Annotated in this window: 19 protein-coding genes; 6 read left to right on the top strand and 13 right to left on the bottom strand. The window is 67.1% G+C overall.

The features are described 5' to 3' along the window. Position 1: 1 nt before the first annotated feature. The 6 genes from hisS to AVZ66_RS11220 form a co-directional block, all read right to left on the bottom strand. Positions 2 to 1,300, bottom strand: coding sequence for a histidine--tRNA ligase (gene hisS / locus AVZ66_RS11195; RefSeq protein ID WP_058984158.1), 1,299 nt, complete (start codon positions 1,298 to 1,300; stop codon positions 2 to 4). Positions 1,301 to 1,339: 39 nt separating this feature from the next. Further along, on the bottom strand, positions 1,340 to 2,194 hold the full coding sequence (locus AVZ66_RS11200; RefSeq protein WP_058984159.1) for a substrate-binding domain-containing protein: 855 nt from the start codon (positions 2,192 to 2,194) through the stop codon (positions 1,340 to 1,342). Positions 2,195 to 2,269: 75 nt separating this feature from the next. Then, positions 2,270 to 3,145 carry an EamA family transporter gene (locus AVZ66_RS11205; protein WP_058984160.1) on the bottom strand — a complete coding sequence of 292 codons (876 nt, stop codon included), beginning with the start codon at positions 3,143 to 3,145 and terminating at the stop codon, positions 2,270 to 2,272. Positions 3,146 to 3,202: 57 nt separating this feature from the next. Continuing rightward, a complete protein-coding gene (locus tag AVZ66_RS11210) occupies positions 3,203 to 3,796 on the bottom strand; it encodes an asparagine synthase-related protein (RefSeq protein ID WP_058984161.1) in 594 nt (197 codons plus the stop codon). A gap of 3 nt (positions 3,797 to 3,799) precedes the next feature. Further along, positions 3,800 to 4,159 carry a DNA-binding protein gene (locus tag AVZ66_RS11215; RefSeq protein WP_058984162.1) on the bottom strand — a complete coding sequence of 120 codons (360 nt, stop codon included), beginning with the start codon at positions 4,157 to 4,159 and terminating at the stop codon, positions 3,800 to 3,802. A 96-nt stretch (positions 4,160 to 4,255) separates the two neighbouring features. Beyond that, positions 4,256 to 4,711 (bottom strand): 30S ribosomal protein S19e, encoded by a 456-nt coding sequence (locus AVZ66_RS11220; RefSeq protein ID WP_058984163.1) that lies wholly within the window; start codon positions 4,709 to 4,711, stop codon positions 4,256 to 4,258. Positions 4,712 to 4,851: 140 nt separating this feature from the next. Here AVZ66_RS11220 and thiL point away from each other — a divergent pair, with 140 nt between their 5' ends. Continuing rightward, positions 4,852 to 5,718: a thiamine-phosphate kinase gene (gene thiL / locus AVZ66_RS11225; RefSeq protein ID WP_058984164.1), complete on the top strand. Its 867-nt coding sequence runs from the start codon at positions 4,852 to 4,854 to the stop codon at positions 5,716 to 5,718. Here thiL and AVZ66_RS11230 read toward each other — a convergent pair. The 4 genes from AVZ66_RS11230 to AVZ66_RS11245 form a co-directional block, all read right to left on the bottom strand. Next, complete coding sequence (locus AVZ66_RS11230; RefSeq protein WP_058984165.1) at positions 5,715 to 6,830, bottom strand: site-2 protease family protein; 1,116 nt, start codon at positions 6,828 to 6,830, stop codon at positions 5,715 to 5,717. The two genes, thiL and AVZ66_RS11230, sit on opposite strands and share 4 nt — an antisense overlap. 127 nt (positions 6,831 to 6,957) lie before the next feature. Continuing rightward, positions 6,958 to 7,212, bottom strand: coding sequence for a hypothetical protein (locus tag AVZ66_RS11235; protein ID WP_058984166.1), 255 nt, complete (start codon positions 7,210 to 7,212; stop codon positions 6,958 to 6,960). A gap of 266 nt (positions 7,213 to 7,478) precedes the next feature. After that, complete coding sequence (locus AVZ66_RS11240; RefSeq protein ID WP_058984167.1) at positions 7,479 to 8,240, bottom strand: molybdopterin synthase; 762 nt, start codon at positions 8,238 to 8,240, stop codon at positions 7,479 to 7,481. A gap of 41 nt (positions 8,241 to 8,281) precedes the next feature. Continuing rightward, on the bottom strand, positions 8,282 to 8,548 hold the full coding sequence (locus AVZ66_RS11245; RefSeq protein ID WP_058984168.1) for a hypothetical protein: 267 nt from the start codon (positions 8,546 to 8,548) through the stop codon (positions 8,282 to 8,284). A gap of 103 nt (positions 8,549 to 8,651) precedes the next feature. On the opposite strand from AVZ66_RS11245, the gene pyrH reads away from it, so the two are divergent. Genes pyrH through AVZ66_RS11260 form a run of 3 tightly spaced genes read left to right on the top strand, consistent with a single transcriptional unit; the run spans position 8,652 to position 12,865 of the window. Beyond that, positions 8,652 to 9,374 carry a UMP kinase gene (gene pyrH / locus AVZ66_RS11250; protein ID WP_058984169.1) on the top strand — a complete coding sequence of 241 codons (723 nt, stop codon included), beginning with the start codon at positions 8,652 to 8,654 and terminating at the stop codon, positions 9,372 to 9,374. Positions 9,375 to 9,376: 2 nt separating this feature from the next. Continuing rightward, a complete protein-coding gene (lysS, locus tag AVZ66_RS11255) occupies positions 9,377 to 11,023 on the top strand; it encodes a lysine--tRNA ligase (protein WP_058984170.1) in 1,647 nt (548 codons plus the stop codon). 51 nt (positions 11,024 to 11,074) lie between these two features. Beyond that, complete coding sequence (locus tag AVZ66_RS11260) at positions 11,075 to 12,865, top strand: site-2 protease family protein (protein ID WP_058984171.1); 1,791 nt, start codon at positions 11,075 to 11,077, stop codon at positions 12,863 to 12,865. Here the strand turns inward: AVZ66_RS11260 and AVZ66_RS11265 are convergent. Beyond that, positions 12,862 to 13,383 carry a PadR family transcriptional regulator gene (locus AVZ66_RS11265; protein WP_058984172.1) on the bottom strand — a complete coding sequence of 174 codons (522 nt, stop codon included), beginning with the start codon at positions 13,381 to 13,383 and terminating at the stop codon, positions 12,862 to 12,864. The genes AVZ66_RS11260 and AVZ66_RS11265 overlap by 4 nt on opposite strands. Positions 13,384 to 13,484: 101 nt before the next feature. Here AVZ66_RS11265 and AVZ66_RS11270 point away from each other — a divergent pair, with 101 nt between their 5' ends. Continuing rightward, positions 13,485 to 15,008 (top strand): heme-binding protein, encoded by a 1,524-nt coding sequence (locus AVZ66_RS11270; protein WP_058984173.1) that lies wholly within the window; start codon positions 13,485 to 13,487, stop codon positions 15,006 to 15,008. A gap of 281 nt (positions 15,009 to 15,289) precedes the next feature. On the opposite strand, the gene AVZ66_RS16295 is transcribed toward AVZ66_RS11270, so the two are convergent. After that, complete coding sequence (locus AVZ66_RS16295) at positions 15,290 to 15,979, bottom strand: hypothetical protein (RefSeq protein WP_157575654.1); 690 nt, start codon at positions 15,977 to 15,979, stop codon at positions 15,290 to 15,292. A gap of 203 nt (positions 15,980 to 16,182) precedes the next feature. Here AVZ66_RS16295 and AVZ66_RS15715 point away from each other — a divergent pair, with 203 nt between their 5' ends. Further along, entirely contained in the window at positions 16,183 to 16,638 is a 456-nt protein-coding gene (locus tag AVZ66_RS15715; protein ID WP_197407763.1) for a hypothetical protein, read from the top strand. Between the two features lie 204 nt (positions 16,639 to 16,842). On the opposite strand, the gene AVZ66_RS11280 is transcribed toward AVZ66_RS15715, so the two are convergent. Continuing rightward, a complete protein-coding gene (locus AVZ66_RS11280; RefSeq protein ID WP_058984175.1) occupies positions 16,843 to 17,901 on the bottom strand; it encodes an aldo/keto reductase in 1,059 nt (352 codons plus the stop codon). Positions 17,902 to 17,916: the final 15 nt, after the last annotated feature.

A 17,916-nucleotide genomic window follows, 5' to 3' on the forward strand; every position in this document is an offset into this window, starting at 1 on the left:
CTCAGGCGAAGTCCTCGTAGCGGGGTTCGTCCCGGTCGCCGGGGAAGTCCTCGAAGTTCGCGGTCGTCTGGTCGCCGCTGACCATGTCCTTGACGGTGACTTCGCCGTTCGCGAGGTCCTGCTCGCCGACGATGACGACTGTCTCTGCGCCGACGCCGTCGGCGTAGTTCATCTGCGCGCCGAAGCTCCGGTCGGCGACGTCGGTCTCGACGACGTGGCCGCGGGCGCGGAGGTCGCTGGCGACGCGCGCGGCCTCCGCCTCGGTGTCCCCGACTTGGAGGACGTAGTAGTCCGTCGAGAGGTTGCCGTCGGACCGGACGCCGGCGCGTTCGAGCAGGAGGTTCAGGGGCGCGTGGCCGGGCGCGACGCCGACCGCGGGCGTGGGCTGGCCGCCGAACTCCTCGATGAGGTCGTCGTAGCGCCCGCCGCCGAACACGGAGCGCCCGATGTCGCCGGTGGCGTCGAAGCACTCGAAGACGACGCCAGTGTAGTAGTCGAGGCCGCGAGCGGTCGTCAGCGAGATGTCGCAGTACTCGCGCACGCCGAGGTTCTCGGCGGCGTCGAGGACCGCGCGGAGGTTCTGGACGGCGTCCTCGACGCGCTCCGTGCCGGCGAACTCGACGAGTGCGTCGAGGTCGTCGCCCGCGAGCAGTTCGTCGAAGCGTTCGGCCTGGTCGTAGGAGAGGCCGGCGTCCGCGAGGCCGTCGAGGTACTCCGCGCGCTCGATTTTCTCGCGCTTGTCGACGACGCGGATGGCGTCCTCGGTGTCGACGTCGGCGTCGAAGGCGTTCAGGAGGCCGCCGAGAATGTCGCGGTGGGAGACGCGGAACTCGAAGTCCTCGCCCGTCAAGCCGAGTTCCGTCAGGCCGTCGGCGGCGACCGCAAGCACTTCGGCGTCCGCGCGCGGGTCGCGGGAGCCGAAGATGTCGACGTTCGTCTGGTAGAACTCCCGGAAGCGGCCCTGCTGGGGCTCCTCGTAGCGCCAGAACGCGCGCGTCGAGTACCACTTGATGGGCTTCGAGAGTTCCTGCTGTTTGGCGACGACCATGCGCGCGACCGTCGGCGTCAGCTCGGGCGTGAGCGCGACGTCGCGGCCGCCCTGGTCGGTGAAGGAGTAGAGTTCGTCGACGATGCCCTCGCCGGACTTGTCGACGTACATCTGCGTCGATTCCAGCGCGGGCGTCCCGATTTCGCGGAAGCCGTACCGGCGCGCGGCGTCCTCGACGGCGTCCATCGCCTCGCGGCGCGGCCCCATCTCCTCGGGGTAGAAGTCCCGGAATCCCTTGAGTCGGTCGTACATACACCGTAGTTCGCCCGACGCGCGCTTGAAAGCTTCCGTTCAGTCACCGCTCGGGGTCGCGGTCGACTCGCGCTCTGTGACGGGGTACGCGTCGGGAACGCGGAAGCCGTGGTCGCGCAGCCGGTCGGCGTCCTCGGTGAACTCCTGCACCCACGAACGGCCGCGCTCGGTGAGCGTGACCGCGCCGTACCGAATCGGCGCGCCGGTGACGACGCGGCCCCCGAGATCGAGGGAGACAGAGGCGTACGTGTCGGCTCGGGCCGGGTCCGAGAAGTCGATAGCTGGCGGGAGGTCGACGGTTGGCATGTCGTACTCGACGGCCATGCTGCGGTAGACGAACGCGGCGTCGACGTTCCCACTGTCCAACACCCGCGCGAGTTGGGTCTCGGGGAACACGCGCGTGTTCGCCACCACTGGGTCGGCGTCGTCCAGCAGGCCGCGCCGTGCTGCGAGTCGGAGCGCGAGCAGCGTCCGGTAGCCGAGCGGGTCGACAGCGGGGTCGGTCCGGCCGACGCGAACGCCGTCCGCGCGGAGCGCGGTCGGCCAGTCGTCCCGAATCGCATCGGCGTGGGCCGACTCGGGGTCGTAGGCCAGCGTCAGGGCGTTCGTCGCGAACAGCGTCGGCGACTCGGCGACGCCAGCGAACAGCGCGGGGTCGGCGAGCGCGAGTGCGTCGGGGGAGCGCGCGCCGCTGGTGACCAATCGCCGCGCGGCGAGGCTCCCGTGGGCTTCGACGCTCGCGTCGGGAACGTCGCTGGCAACTGACAGCAGGCTCCCGGCGACGAGCGCGGACGCGGTGGACTCGCCGCCGGCGCCGAGGCCGGTCGCAACGCTGCCCGCCACGGCGGCGGTCGCGGCGGCCCCGGCGACGAACTGTCGGCGCGTCTGCGGCACTGACGTAACCTTATCCGAGAACGCCAAAGAGTTTTCGTAACCATTAACAGTTTCGTCGGGCGGCCGGCTGCCGACCTACACCGCAATCAGGCCGACGCCGACGACAGCCAGACACGCCGCGCCGAAGCGGCGGCGCAGGCCGGGTTCGCCGAGGAGGAGACAGCCGAGCAGGACGGCGACGATGGCCTGCCCGTTGACGAGCGTCGACGCGATGCTCGCGGGCGCGCTAGCGAACGCGAGCGCGGTCACGTGCTCTGCCACCGCGACCCCGGCTCCCGTCACCGCGAACTTCCCGAGGAACGGCCGAATTCCCGTCGTCGGCCAGCGACGGAGCGCCAGCGGGAGCACGACGACAGCGACGGTGCCGAGGTACACCGGCACCCAGAGCCGCGTCGGGAACGTGAACCCGTCGAGGACGACGCGGCGCCCGACGTCGCTGACCGCGAACAGCGCCGCGGAGACGAGCGCGAGTTGCGCGGCCCGAGAGTGGATGGCGCGCCGGAACGGCGCGAGCACGTCACCGCCCTCGTAGTTCGCGAGGTAGACCGCCGTGGTGGCGACGACGATGCCGACGACGGCCGTCGGTTCGAGGTACGCGCCGAGCACGAACACCTCGATTGGCACGACGAACACGGGGACGATTTTCGCGATGGGCGCGACGTAGGAGACGTCCCCGACGGCCAGCGCCTGCACGGAGACGACGAACGCGAGCCCACCGAACACGGCGGTGCCGGCGAACACCGCAATCGACCACACGTCCATCGGTGGGAACGCCGGTAGGCCGCTCCCGCCAGTCGCGACGGCGAACGGGAGGTACCACGCGATTGCGGCGGCGTTGACGAACACCGTGAGGACGGCGCCGTGCACGCCCACGAAGTAGCGCTTCAGCGCGAAGAGGTACGTCCCCCAGAGGCCAGCGGCGGCGAGCGCGTAGAGTAACCCGGACTCCATTCACGCGAACGGAATCCGCGCCGAGAGAAGAGTGGTTCGGTTGCGGAGCGCCGACCGCTACTCGCGGAGGCCGTGAACGTACGTCTGGTCGTGGTCGGGGAACACGTCGCGGATTGCGTCCTCGCCGTGCTCGTCGGCGAGCATCGCGCGCAACTCGGCCTCGTAGTCGGCGCGCGGAATCTCCTCGCTGGGGCCGACTTCCACGTCGAGTTCGGCGTCCACGAGGCGGTCGACAGCGCCGCGGCCGAACCCCGCCAGCGGCGAGAGGTAGTCGACGTCGTGGCGGTCTTCGAGGCTCTGGGCTTGCGCCCGCGACACCGTCGGCACGCGGTCGTCGCGGCGGGTGCCGTCGGCCACCGCGTCGAAGTCGAGGGCGGCGGCGGCTTCCAGCGCCTGCTCGTGGACGTGCTGGATGCCGTTCCGCGGGTAGCCGTCCTCGCGCATCCGCTCGACGGCTTCTTCGGCGACTTCGCGGTCGAGTTCCAGCGCGCGGAACTCGAAGCCCGCGGCGTCGGCCGCCCGCTCGGCGTGCTCGTGCTCGTCGGTCACGCCGAAGTGCGCGGTGACGAGCGTGACGTCGTAGAAGCGGTCGACGAGCAGCGCCGCCAGCGTGGAGTCTTTCCCGCCACTGTAGAGCAGGCCCAGTCGCATCGCCTAGCGGCGACTGATGTTGTAGCTCTGGTCGTCGGGCTTGAGTTCGCGGAGGATGTCTTTCATCTGCTCCTCGTCGATCTGGTCCTGCAGGCGGCCGGACTGGGCGAGCGCGAGAATCTGCTGTTCGGCCTTCTCGGCGAACTCCGGCTTGCTCATCTTGATGGTGTTCAGGCGCTTGCGCGCGCCGTCGGTGAGGTGCTGTTTGAGCAGCGCCTGCTTCTGCTGTTCGGCCTGCTCGCGCTGGGCCTGCTGGGCCGCGCCGGCGTCACCGCCGCCCTGCTGTTGTTGCTGCTGCTTGAGCTGTTCTTTCTTCTGCTGGCGCAGTTCTTCGAGCCGGTCGTCGTCCGGGCTCCCACTCATACTCGCCAGTAGTCGACGAATCCAGATAATTCTGACGCAACGGGGTGGTAGTACCGCGGCTACCGGGACGGAGACTGCGGAAAAGCGGCGGCGGCGTTACGCGTAGCGTTCGAGTTCCGGGCGGTCGAGCGATTCGATGACGTCGCCGGCCGTCTCGTCGAGGAGACTACGGCCGTCCGCGGTGACGACGCGACCACGGTTGTGCTGCTGCTCGACGAGCCCCTCGTCTTCGAGCTGCTGGAGCGCGCTGCGGACGATGTTCCGGGAGCTGGACGCGCTGTCCGGCGGGGAGACGCCGTAGCGGTTGGAGCCGTCGGTGGTGTCGCCGTAGGCCGTCGCGAGGCGCTTGACGCCGATGGGGCCGTCGACGGCGACCTTTCGGAGGATGCTGGCCGCGCGGCGCGCCCAGAAGTCTTCCTGTTCCGGCGGGAGTTCGCGGCCCACGCCGGTCTTCGCGAACTGCGCCCAGTCCGGTTCGTCGAGTCGGTCTTCGAGCTCGCTCGCGAGCTCGTCGACGAGCTCGTCAGCGGGAGCGTCGTAGAGGGTTGCCATTACGCGGAATTCACGGCGGATTCGTTTAAAGCCATCGTTAGGGAGTCGTGCGGCGTCGTGGTGGCCGTCCAGCCCGCGGCGGCGGACGCGAGCGCGGACGCATCCGGGGCGTTTTAGGCGGGGACTGCGAATTCGGTGACATGAACGAACGGGCGGCCCTCGACGTGGTCGGCGGGCTGGTCGCGGGCGCCGGCGACGACGCCGCAGTCGTCGACGACACGGTGTTCACCATCGACATGCTCCACGAGACGACCGACTTCCCCGAGGGGACGACGCGGTACACCGCGGGATGGCGGTCCGTAGGCGCGTCCCTGTCGGACGTCGCAGCGATGGGCGCAGACGCGACGGCGGCCGTCGGCGTCTACGGCGCGCCGGACTTCGACGAAGACGGCCTCCGGGCGTACGTGACCGGCGCGCTCGACGTCTGCGAGGCCGTCGACGCGGAGTACGTCGGCGGCGACCTCGACGGCCACGACGAGTTCACGGTGGCGACGGCCGCGGTCGGCCACACCGACGACCCGGTGCGCCGGAGCGGCGCGACGCCCGGTGACGCGCTCGTCGTGACGGGGACGCTCGGCAGGACTGCGGCGGCGATGCAGCGGTTCGACTCCGGGGCCATCGAGGAGGCGAACGAGCTGTTCCGGTTCGAACCGCGCGTGGCCGCGGGGCGCGCGCTCGCTGGGCACGCCACCGCGATGATGGACTCCAGCGACGGCCTCGCGCGCTCGCTGCACCAGCTAAGCGAGGCCAGCGACTGCGGGTTCACCGTGGACGGCGACAGCGTTCCCGTCGCCGAAGAACTCCGCGGCGCCGTCGAGGACCCGCTCGACGCGGCGGTGACGTACGGCGAGGACTTCGAACTCGTTGCAACCGTGCCGACTGACGCGGTGGGCGCAGTGCGTGCGGCGACAGCCGTCCCCGTTTCGGTGGTCGGTGAGGTGACGGACTCGACAGGAGAGATAACGCTCGACGGCGAGGCGCTGGCGGACCGGGGCTGGACGCACTAGCCGACGATTTGGATGGGGACGCGCATGAAGCAGAGCGCGCCGAGCACGAACGCGAGCACGCCGACCGCGATTCGGCGCCGGTCGAGCGGCGAGTCGTCGACGGGGTCGACGCTGCCCGCGAACGAGATGACCGTGGCGATGATGCCCCACAGCACCCAGATGCCGGCGGCGTTGCCGGCGTCCGCGACGAACCACTGGTAGCCGGCGAGCGCGAACAGCGCCGTCGGCACCAGCGGCGCGATGCGCTCGGCGTGCTCGCCGGCGAGCGACCGGAGGACGTGGCCGCCGTCGAGTTGGCCGACCGGGATGAGGTTGAGGAACGTGATGAACATCCCAATCCACCCGCCCATCACGACGGGGTTGATGGACAGCGACGGGTCGCTGTACGACAGCGGTTCGCCGAGGGTGACGGCGATGGCGCGCAGTAGCGGCGGGTACGCGAACTGGACTTCGACGGCGTCCGCAGAGTTGACGATTTCCGGCGGGACAGTCACCGGCGGGAGGACGAGACCGACGGCCGAGACGCCGATGGCAGCGACGAGCCCCGCGAGCGGCCCGGCGACGCCGATGTCGAAGAGGGCTCTGCGGTCGGGAATCCGGCCGCGCATCCGGATGACCGCGCCCATGGTGCCGAACAGCGACGGGAACGGGATGAAGTACGGGAGCGACGCGTCGACGTCGTGGTAGCGGCTCATCGCGTAGTGGCCGAGTTCGTGGACGCCGAGCACGCCGACGACGGCGAGCGTGAACGGGAGCGCGCGCAGGATTTCCGGCGAGAACGGGTCGACGTAGTACCAGTTCGCGCCGACGAACAGCGTCGACGCTATCGTGGCGACGAACAGCGCGAGGTTCGTCCACGGGAAGCCGCCGTCGTCGGTGGTGGCGTCGTGGGGTTCCGCGACGAGAACAATCTCGCCGGTGCGGCGGGTGAGACTGACCTCGTAGCCGCGCTCGCGGAACGCCGGCCAGACGGTCTCCATGAGGGTCTCGCGGTCGGTCTCGGGGTCGCCGAAGTAGAGCACGCGACCGTCGTCGCGGCGCACTTCGTAGACGTCGAACACCGACGCGAACGAATCAGGATTGGGGGCACCGTCGGGCGGCTGAGCCGACATCACCGACGTGTACCCGTTCCAGCGGGTTAAGTACTTAGTCGGCGGTACCCGCGGCTGCCGGGCGAGAAACGGGGGACGGAGCGGAGGCGGCGGTTGGTCAGGGCGGGCGATGCGAGCGCGAGCGGGGTTACGCGGACTGGACGCGCCAGGTGGTGGCGCTCGTGTACGACCACTTCTCGACTTCGAGGTCGGTCGCGGACTTCGAGAGCTTCACCATGAGCGCGCCGATTTCCTTGGGGGAGAGGTCGACGTCGTCGGCGATGAACTTGCTCTTGAAGTACACCTCGCCGTCGGCGGCCTTCTCGCGGAGGTACGCCTCGAGCCGCGTTTCCTTGTCCTGCGGTTCGTCGGCGTCGGTGGAGGGGGATTGGGTTGCGCTCATCTTCGATTCACCCTACCGGCTACGGGAGGTTATAAAGGGGTGAACGTTCGGGCTGATTCGAGCGATTTCACCCGTAAATCGAGCTCGGTTGACGTTTTACGAACGTTCGAGAAATCTTTAGACATTTTATAGACGGCTTAGAGAACTTCTTTCTACATCCCCGACCAGAGGAGAGCGTCGGACGAGCGGCAGTCGAAATCGGGGGTCGAGCGGTGGTTCGCTACCGGTACTGGCGGCGAGCGCGCGGCGCGCGACAGCCGGAGTGGCTACTGTTCGTGCTTCCAGAACTCGTCCTCGACGGTGACCTCCTTCTTGAAAATCGGGACTTCGTCCTTGAGGCGGTCGATGCCGTCCTCGACGGCTTCGAAGGCCTCGCCACGGTGGCCGGCCAGCACCGCGACGAAGACGATGTCCTCGCCGGCCTCGATGCGGCCGACGCGGTGGTGCAGGCGCACGTCGAGGACCCCGTCGCGGGCTTCCAGTTCCTCGCGGATGGTCGCGGTGCGTTCGGCGGCGACGGCGTCGTACTTCTCGAAGGTCAGCGACTCCGTCCACTCGTCGTCGTCGGCTTCGAGGGCGCGAACGCGGCCCGTGAACGTTGCGATGGCACCGGAGTAGTCTGCGCGCGGCGACCGCTTCAGGTCCGCGACCAGCGAAGACAGCGTCTCGAAGAGGTCGGCAGCTTCGACTGCCTCGACAGCGGCGTCGAGGTCGGGGTTCTCGGCGTCCACACGAAGCGCGGGGTCGTCGATGTCGGCGTCACCGACGGCAATCTGGGGGACGCGGGCGTCGGGAAAGCCGACCAAGAGGGCGTAATCGTGGTCGCGCGCGAGGTCGTCGAGGACTTCGTCCGGAGAGCGGTCCTCGCCCGCGCCCGTCCAACCGTCGCCGACGGTGTACGTGGTTCGCGCTGGCGTGTCGGGGTTGCCGGCGCGGACGACGCCGACGCGGCCGCGCTCGGCGAGGCGGTCGGCGAGGCGGTCCGCGACGCCGTCGGCGCCGTCGCCGACGATGCCGTGTAATTGCATACTCGCACGTGGGGCTGCTCGCGGCTTGTAGGTGTCGCCAGCTACCGCGCCCGCCACCACCGCCAGCCCACCGACAGGCCGGCGAGGAAGAGGAGGAGGGCGACCACGTTGACCACGTCGTCGTAGGGCGGCGAGAGCAGGTCGCCGAGCTGGAGCAGCGAGTACGCCAGCCAGAGGAGCCCGGCGGCCATGAGCGCGAGCGTCCGCAGCGGCGGCAGCGAGCCGAACTGGTAGCGCCACGCCGTCCCGAACAGCACCAGCAGCCACGCCAGCGACAGGAGGACCGCGGGGTCGGTAACCGAGACCATACCGGGAATACGCGTGCCGCCCGGATAACAGTTCGTCGCGCTCGCAGGCGCTGCTGTGCAGTTGACAACCCTTAAGGACGCCACAGGGGTATTCCGGTGTAGTATGCGTGTCGTGGTTTCTATCGGCGGTAGCGTCCTCGCGCCCGGCCTCGCCCACGAGCGGGTCGAGGAGCACGCCGCCGCCATCGAAGAACTCGCCGACGCCGGCTGCGAGATCGGAGCCGTCGTCGGCGGCGGGGGTGTCGCGCGGGACTACATCACGACGGCGCGAGCGCTCGGCGCCAACGAGATCGAACTCGACGACATCGGCGTCGACGTCACGCGCCTGAACGCCCGCCTGCTCATCGCGGCGCTGGACGGGATGGCGGCGCCCAGTCCCGCCGAGGACTACGAGAAGGCGGGCGAGGCGATTCGCCGCGGTGACGTCGCGGTGATGGGCGGCGTCGTCGCGGGACAGACGACGGACGCCGTCAGCGCGGCGCTGGCGGAGTACACGAACGCCGACCTGCTGGTGTACGCGACCAGTGTGCCGGGCGTGTTCAGCGCGGACCCGAACGAGGACGACGACGCGGAGCACTTCGAGCAGATGACCGCGGGCGAACTCGTGGACATCATCGCCGACATCGAGATGAACGCGGGGTCCTCGGCGCCCGTCGACCTGCTCGCCGCGAAACTCATCGAGCGCTCGGGCGTGCGCACCATCGTCCTCGACGGCACCGACCCCTCCCGCATCGTCGACGCCGTGCTGCACGGCGAACACGACGGGACGGACATCATCCCCGAGGGCACCGCCGACCAGATGACCTACTGGGCGGACAACGCGTAGCGATGCACGCCGACGACGACCCCTACATTCTCGGCGACAAACGCGGCTTCTGGGCGGACACCGCCGCCGACCGAATCCTCGACCGCGACCCCGAGGAGCCGATCGTCATCAAGGGCGGCATCTCGCCCTCGGGCGTTCCCCACCTCGGGAACATGAACGAAATCGTCCGCGGCTACTTCGTCGCGGAGGCGCTCCGGGAGCGCGGCTACGAGGTGCGCCAGATTTTCACGAGCGACGACCGCGACCCGCTCCGCAAACTCCCCCGGAAGCTCGCGGACTTAAACGGCAACCTCGTGGACCTCGGGGACGTGAACGCGGGCGCGCTCGGGCAGAACCTCGGCGCACCGTACACCGCGATTCCGGACCCGTTCGGGTGCTGCGAGTCCTACGGCGCGCACTTCTCGAACCTCATCGAGGAGTCCGCGGAACTGCTGGGCATCGACGTTGAGATGGTGTCGAACACGGAACTGTACGAGGACGGCAACCTCGAAGATGTCACGGAGTTCCTCCTCGAGAACGCGGACACCGCCCGCGAGGTGCTCGGCGAGTACCAAGAGAAAGTCGACGAGGACTACGTGCCGTTCCGGCCCATCTGTGAGAACTGCGGGCACGTCACCGAGACCGACGCCATCACCGACATCGACCTCGACGCGGGCGTCGTCGAGTACGAGTGCAGCGACGTGGAGGCCGGCGACCGAACCATCGAGGGCTGCGGCCACGAGGGCACCGCGAGCTTCCGCGACGGGAAGCTCCCGTGGCGCTTCGAGTGGCCCGCGCAGTGGCAGACCCTCGGGGTGGACTTCGAGCCGTTCGGGAAGGACCACGCGGAGGGCTCGTGGCCCTCCGGCACGGACGTCGCCCGGAACGTCCTCGGCAACGAGCCCCCGGTCCCGATGGTCTACGAGTGGTTCACGCTGGACGGCGAACCCTTCAGTTCCTCGGAGGGCCACGTGGTCCTCGTGCAGGACGTGCTCCGGCTGCTGGGGCCCGAAGTGGTGCGGTTCTTCTTCAGCAAGGACCCCCAGCGCGCCCGGGACTTCTCCATCGAGCGCCTCGACCAGCTCGTCGACGAGTTCGACCGCATGGAAGCCGTCTACTTCGGGGAAATCGACGCCGACGAGGACGAGCAAGAGCGCGCCGAGCGCGTCTACCCGCTCGTCGTCGACGACCCCCGCGAAGAGCGCATCCGCATCCCGTACACGTTCGCGGCCGTGCTCGGGATGACCGACGACCCCGAACTCCGCGAGGAAATCGCGCGCCGCGAAGGCCACATTCCCGACGACGCCCCCGAGTGGGCGGTCGATGCCGCGCTCGAACGCGTCGAACGCGCCCGCGAGTGGGCGCGACGCACGGACAACGAGTTCAACTACGACCTCAAGCGCACCGAGATGCCCGACCACGACTTCGACGACGCCACCGCCGACGCGCTGAGCGAACTCGCGGACTTCCTCGAAGCCGAGGACCCCGACGGCGACGAACTGCAGGGCGAAATCTACGAGGCCGCCAAGCGCCACGACGTCGAAATCGGCGCGTTCTTCTCGGCGGGCTACCGGCTGTTCTTCGACGAGGACCAAGGGCCGAAGCTCGGGCCGTTCCTCGCGAAACTCGACCGCGAATTCGTACTCGGACGGCTCCGTCGGCGGCGCTGACCCCTTCGGATACCCAACGGCTTTTGCCGCGCGACCCCTGAGTTCCCCGTAATGGATATCTGGACGGTTCTCGGCGTCGCCCTGCTCGCGTACTGGGCCGGCGTGTCGTGGGCGAAGGCCCGCAACCTGCTGCCGTCGTTCGTCTCCGCGACCGGTCCCGTTCTCACCCTCCACACGAAACGCGGGAAGCGGCTGCTGGCGTGGGCCGCGACCCCGAAGCGGTTCTGGCGCGCGTGGGGGAACTTCGGGCTCGGCGTCGCGCTGGTCGTCGCCGCGGGCACGCTGTTCATGCTCGTGACGTCCGCTTTGTCGACGCTCGCGAACCCGCCCGCGCCGACCGCAGTGAACCAACCGCGGAACGCGCTGGTCATTCCGGGCGTCAGCGACTTCATGCCGCTGTCGGTCGCCCCGGAAATCGTCGCCGGCCTGTTCATCGGCATGGTCGTCCACGAGTTCGGCCACGGCCTGATGTGTTACGTCGAGGACATCGACGTGGACTCGATGGGCGCCGTACTGCTGGCCGTGCTCCCCATCGGCGCGTTCGTCCAACCGGACGAGGAGAGCCAGCGCCGCGCCGACCGCGGGTCGCAGGCGCGAATGTTCGCGGCGGGCGTGACGAACAACTTCCTCGTCGTCATCGTGGCGTTCGCGCTCCTGTTCGGGCCGGTCGCGGGCGCGGTCGGCGTCGCCAGCGGTGGTCTCGTCGGCGACGTCCACGACGACTCCGCGGCCGCCGCGGCGGGCATCGGCGCGGGCGACCGCATCACCGAGGTCGGCGGCGTCCCGGTCGCGAACAACACGGAGTTCCAGCAGGCGCTCGCCGACGCCGAGAGCCGAGCGGTGACAGTGACGCTGGCGGGCGGTGACACTGTCCCCGTCGACCGCCACCTCCTCGTTACCGGCGTCGCGACGGACTCGCCGCTGGCCGCCCTCGGCACCGGAAGCGTCCTCGCGGAAGTGAACGGAACCCCGGTGTACACGGAAGCGGGTCTCGAAGCAGCCGTCGAGAACCGCACTATCGCGACGTTCGAGACGGCCAACGGCACGAGCGTCACCGCGCCCGCCGGCGCGTTCGTCACCGTCGTCCCGGACACCCCGGCCGACGAGGCCGGTCTACCCGCGGAAGGTAACGTCATCGTGACGCGAATCGACGACGAGCGCGTCACCGGCGGCGCCGACATGGGCGACGCGCTCGACGCGCACGCCCCCGGCGAGACGGTGACCGTCGAAGCGTACGTGAACGGGAGCGTGCAGCCCTACGAGGTCACGCTCGGCGAGCAAAGCGACGGCTCCAGTTACTTCGGCGGCGTCATCGCCACCGGCGTCAGCGGCCTCTCCGCGTCCGGGTTCGGCGCGCAACTGTACCCCGCCGACGCGTTCCTGTCGCTGGCCTCCGGGAACGTCGGCGGCACCGGACTGGGGGTGCTGCTCGGCGGCGCCGCCGGCGGCCTCGTCGGGTTCCTGCAGGGAATCGCGGCCGCACTGTTCCTCCCGCTGTTGAGCATCATCGACCCGACGCTCGCGTTCAACTTCCCCGGGTTCGCCGGCGTGAACACGAACTTCTACGTCGTCGACGGCCCCCTGCCGGCGGCCGCCGTGTTCGTGGTCGCGAACGTCCTGCTGTGGACCGGGTGGATAAACCTCAACCTCGCCTTCTTCAACTGCATCCCCGCGTTCCCGCTGGACGGCGGCCACCTGCTTCGGACGGTCGCACAGGCCGTCACGTCGCGGCTCCCTGTCAGCGACCGGCAGACGCTCACCCGCGCTATCACCACGAGCATCGGGCTGACGATGCTCGCGAGCCTCGTGATAATGTTCTTCGGACCGCAGCTACTGGGTTAGTCGTCGAAACCCATCCGCTCGGCGAACTCCTCGGGCGTGTCCGGCACGCGCTCGAACTCCTCGAAGTAGTACTCGTGGTGGCGGATGAGCTGTTCGGCAATCCACGCCGAGAACGCCTCGTCGAAGCGCCACCCGTCGCCCGCCTCGGGGTTGTCGACGTCGAAGCGCTCGTCGGTCGCCAGCACCGCGAACACGTGGTAGAACCCCAGAATGACGTCCGTGACGTCCTCGGCAGTGGTGCCGACCTCGTCGCGTTTCTCCGCGAGTTCCTCGCGGCCCGCGTCGGTGATTTCGAAGTACTTGCGGTCGGGTTCGTCCTCGACCTCGATTCGCTGGGCGTACCCCTCGTCCTCGAACTTGTAGAGAATGGGGTAGACCGAGCCGTAGGACGGCTCCCAGTGACCGCCGCTGAGGTCCTCGATTTCCTTGAGAATCTCGTACCCGTACCGGGGTTGTTCGTCGAGGAGTTCCAGCACCAGATACGAGACGAGTCCCTTCGGCGGACCGCTCTTGCGCATTCGGACCGACGTTTCGCCGTTCGCACGGAAAGCGTTTCGGTCGCGGCACCCGCCGGCCCGGGTTAGGAAAACCCTTCTACGGCGAATCCCAACACCGGGGCATGGCAGACGCTCCACCGACCGACGAGGGCTGGTTCGTGCTCCACGACTTCTACACCGTGGACTGGGACGCGTGGCGCGACGCCCCCGAGCGGGACCGCGAAGCGGCGCTGGAGGAGGCCGAGTCGTTCCTCGCGAACAGGGAGGCGCTCGTGGACGCCGACGAGGGCGACTCCGCGGCGTTCTCCATCACCGGCCACAAGGCCGACCTCATGTTCGTCCACTTCCGGGAGACGATGGACGAACTCGACCGCATCGAGCGGTCGTTCGAGCAGACCGCGTTCGCGGAGTACGTCGAGCAAGCCCACTCGTACGTCTCCGTCGTGGAAATCTCGGGGTACACCGCGCCGGACTACTTCGAGGACCCCGAGTCCGTCGACGCGGGTCTCCGGCAGTACTTCGACAGCAAGCTCACGCCGGAGATTCCCGAGGACACGTACGTCTCCTTCTACCCGATGAGCAAGCGCCGCCAGCCGGAGCAGAACTGGTACGACCTGCCGCTGGAGGAGCGCGCGGAGATGATGGAGGTCCACGGCGAACTCGGCAAGCAGTACGCCGGCCGGGTCAGCCAAGTCATCGCGTCCTCGGTGGGCCTCGACGACTGGGAGTGGGGTGTGACGCTGTTCGCGGACGACCTCACGGACATCAAGGACATCGTCTACGAGATGCGCTTCGACGAGGTGTCCGCGAAGTACGGCGAGTTCGGCGACTTCTTCGTCGGCCGCCGGTTCCCGCCGAGCGACCTCGCGGCGTACATGGACGGCGCGGAAGTCCCGACGCCCGAAGACGGCGGTCACGCGCACGCGCACGGCGAAGACGGCCATGGACACGGTGACAGTCACGACCACGGCAGCGACGGCCACCACGACCACGGCGACGACGAGGAGAGTGACAGCGACGGCATCCGCGGCGAACTCGAAGACCTCGACATCTACGCGGGCCAGCCCCACGGCGAGGACGTCTACGCCACCGTCCTCTACTCCGAAGCGGACACCGACGAGCTGTTCGAGGAGGTCGAGGGCCTCCGGAGCAACTTCGACCACTACGACACCCACGTCAAGACCGCCGTCTACGACGGCCGCACGACCGACCGCGCCGCCGTCGTCTCCATCTGGGACACCGCCAGCGCCGCCGACACCGCCGCCGGCTTCCTCTCGGAACTCCCCGACATCGTCTCCCGCGATGGTCTACGACCCTCGGAACGAGCGAGCGGCGACGCCGCGAGCCGCGCCGGCGAGGAGTCCGGCTTCGGCACCATGGGGATGTTCTACGAGACCAAGCCCGAGCACACCGACGACTTCGTCGAGAAGTTCGACACCGTCGCCGACGTCCTCGCGGACATGGAGGGCCACTTCGAGACCGACCTCATGGTCAACGTCGAAGACGAGAACGACATGTTCATCGCCAGCCAGTGGGCCTCCAAGGAGGACGCCATGGCGTTCTTCCGCAGCGACGACTTCGCCGACACCGTCGACTGGGGCCGCGACGTGCTCGCCGACCGCCCGCGGCACGTGTTCTTAGCCTAAATTTTTCGAAGAGGGTGCGCGGAGCGCACCCTCTTCCAAAAAGTCAGATAAAAAGGCCGCGCTCACTCCGTTCGCGCGGTGGTCACGCGAGCGTCAGCGAGCGTGACGTCGTCAACGCTTCGCGTTGACGGGAAAACGCCTCGCTTCGCTCGGCGTATGCTTGATGAATGTTGTGTTCCCACTTAACACCGATTATTCTCAGCGGAAGGGGCAAAAGCCGCTAGATACAGTACCGAGAAGCAGCCAATTAAAGAGGAGGTGATAGGCGAACAGTTCTTTCCCTAGCAAGTTCCCTCAAATTCGTCGGACGGGAATACTTTCCAACGTTTGGTTTCATCGCTGTACACGATCGAGACTCCGCCACTACCGATGCTGATGGATTGAACGGATATATCCCCCCACGTGTGCTCATACGTTCCGTAGATTTGGCGCGTGTGACAATCTCCTTGAGATTGAAGATACGCCGTGACATTTCCTTCTGCTGAGTCAGTCTCACCTACTCCATTCTCGTCATCCCATTGCCATACCGCACCTGCAGCATCGCGTGTTCGAAGTGAAATGTCCCCATCGCTTGCGTGATTTGCCTCACCATCGTACAGATACTGGTTATCAGACCATGCGAGAGTGATATTATCGACGGGAGGAGCACCATCTTCCCAAAACCCTGTATCGACGGTCCAATCAAGGTCTGCATAGCTGCCTGCCCCTCCAACGAACAGAGAGACATTCGTCGTCAAATCACCTTCCGGGAAACTTTCCGGTGATATCTCGTCTTCGTTTTTCTCTTTGACCGTTTCACCGTTGTCCGAGATCGCATACTCGTAGGAACTTGAGTAGACCTCGAAACCGGCTTCTTTGAGTTCCGTATGGAACTCCTCGGTACTCAGATTGCGGCGCTTCTTCGAAATCTTCTCGAATTTTTCTCGTTCGTCTTGTCGCTGGTCTTCATCTGTTGCTGCAGCGGCTGTCACTGGAACAGCCAAACCAGCGGCGACTCCGGATACTGTCTTGAGGAATGTGCGTCGACTACCACTTCGTTGATTTCGTTTTCGTGTCATATTTTGACACGGTAGTATGAGCACACCACACAACTATGATAATTGTGGTGTGATTAGAGATTATAATTAGTATCTTATACCCAAACTTTATTTGGTTTTAGACTATCTGTCAATCCATGTTTGAGGAAGGTCCTATATCACGGCGGCAAGTTCTGGCTGCTGGAGCAGTATCGATGGCGGGCCTCGCAGGGTGCTCATCCCTTACGGGAGACAACGACAACGACACAGCACTCGACAGAATCGTCGTGCGGAGTGACACCGGGCAAACGGAGCGAGTAGAACTCACACTCGTCTACGCACCGCGCGACTTAGCCACTGAACGACCGATTCGTGGCGTCTACGAAGCCCCTGCTTCAGGTGACAAACTCGTTGTCGACGGTTTCGAAGGCAACCCCGGCTTCTACAGTCTCACAGTCTCTCCCGAAGGCGGTAGTGCATCCGAGGTCGTCGCCTTCAACTCGTACGGTCCCAGCGTTGAATCCGATACCGTACAGTTCGAAGCGGTCATCAAACAGGATGGCGGAATTTGGCTCAACGTAAACGAAGCCGGTTCAACAATCTCCGTTCCGTAGCTGCAACTAGCTTACGAGCTACGTCAAACCGATTGAGTGCTCCTGGGCCAAAATTCGAACTTCGGGGATAGATCACCGCCGAATTAGGAGGTTCCGCTATCAAATTTGGCTACACATTCGCCCGGGGAAGCACCTCGTTTGGCTCACGCAAATGCGTTAGAGAACGAGTAGAATAATGAGAGCTGATAGGTCAGCCCCGAGGCGTCAGTCCGCGGAGCCGATGAGGCCGGCTTCCTGCAGGTCTTCGCCGTCGACGCTCGTGCGGTAGTCCTCGTGGCTCATGCCGTCGAAGCGGTCGACGCCGAAGTTGTCCGCGTAGAGGTCCGCGACCTGCTGTTGCTCCTCGTCGCTGACGGCGGGCGTCTCCGGGGCGGCCGCCCACTCGTCGATGTCAGCCTTCGAGCGGAACGTCGGCGTGACGGTCGCGACCTCGTCGAAGGAGAGGAGCCACTGGATTGCGGCTTGCCCCATCGTGCGCTCGCCATCCCGCTCTAAGAAGCGCAGCGCGTCGACCTTCTCCCAGCCCGTCTCGTACCACTCCTCCGGGCGGAAGCCGCGGTGGTCGCCCTCGCCGAGTTCCGTCTCCGGCGTGACCTGCTCGTTCAGGAGACCCGAGGAGTGCGGGACGCGCGGAATCAGGGAGGTCGCGGCGTCGTGCTCGCGGACGTACTCGACGAAGTGGTTGTGGACGTCCTGTTCGAGGATGTTCCCGACGTACTGCACGGAGTCGAACGCCTCCTCGATTGCCTTCTCGCCCTCCGCGAGCCAGCCGATGGAGGGGCCGAGCGCGACGCCGATGGCGTCTGCGCGGCCGTCCTCACGGAGTTCGTCGAGGAGTTCGATGACATCCGGCGTGAGTTCGGCGACGTCGGGGTTGTGGAGTTGGAGGACGTCGACGTGGTCGACACCGAGGCGGTCGAGGCTCTGCTCGACGGCGTCCCGGAGGTAGTCGACGGACATCTCCTTCGGAAGTTCACCGTGGCCCGCCTGCGGGTTGTTGTAGAAGTCGTAGCCGACCTTCGTCGCGACGGTCATCTCGTCGCCGCGCTCGGCGAGCACCTCCCCGAGCAGTTCCTCGCTGCGGCCGTGGCCGTAGACGTCGCCCGTGTCGAAGTACGTGATTCCCTGTTCGATGGCGTACTCGACCATCTCGAGGGCGTCGTCCTCGTCGCGGTCGCCCCACCAGTCGGTGCCGACGACCCACGCGCCGAACCCGACTTCGCTGACCTCGACCCCGGAGTTCCCGAGTTCGCGATGTTGCATACGCCAGTGTTGGGG

This window comes from Halobacterium sp. CBA1132, assembly GCF_001485535.1.
In the GTDB taxonomy this organism is placed as follows: Archaea; Halobacteriota; Halobacteria; order Halobacteriales; family Halobacteriaceae; genus Halobacterium.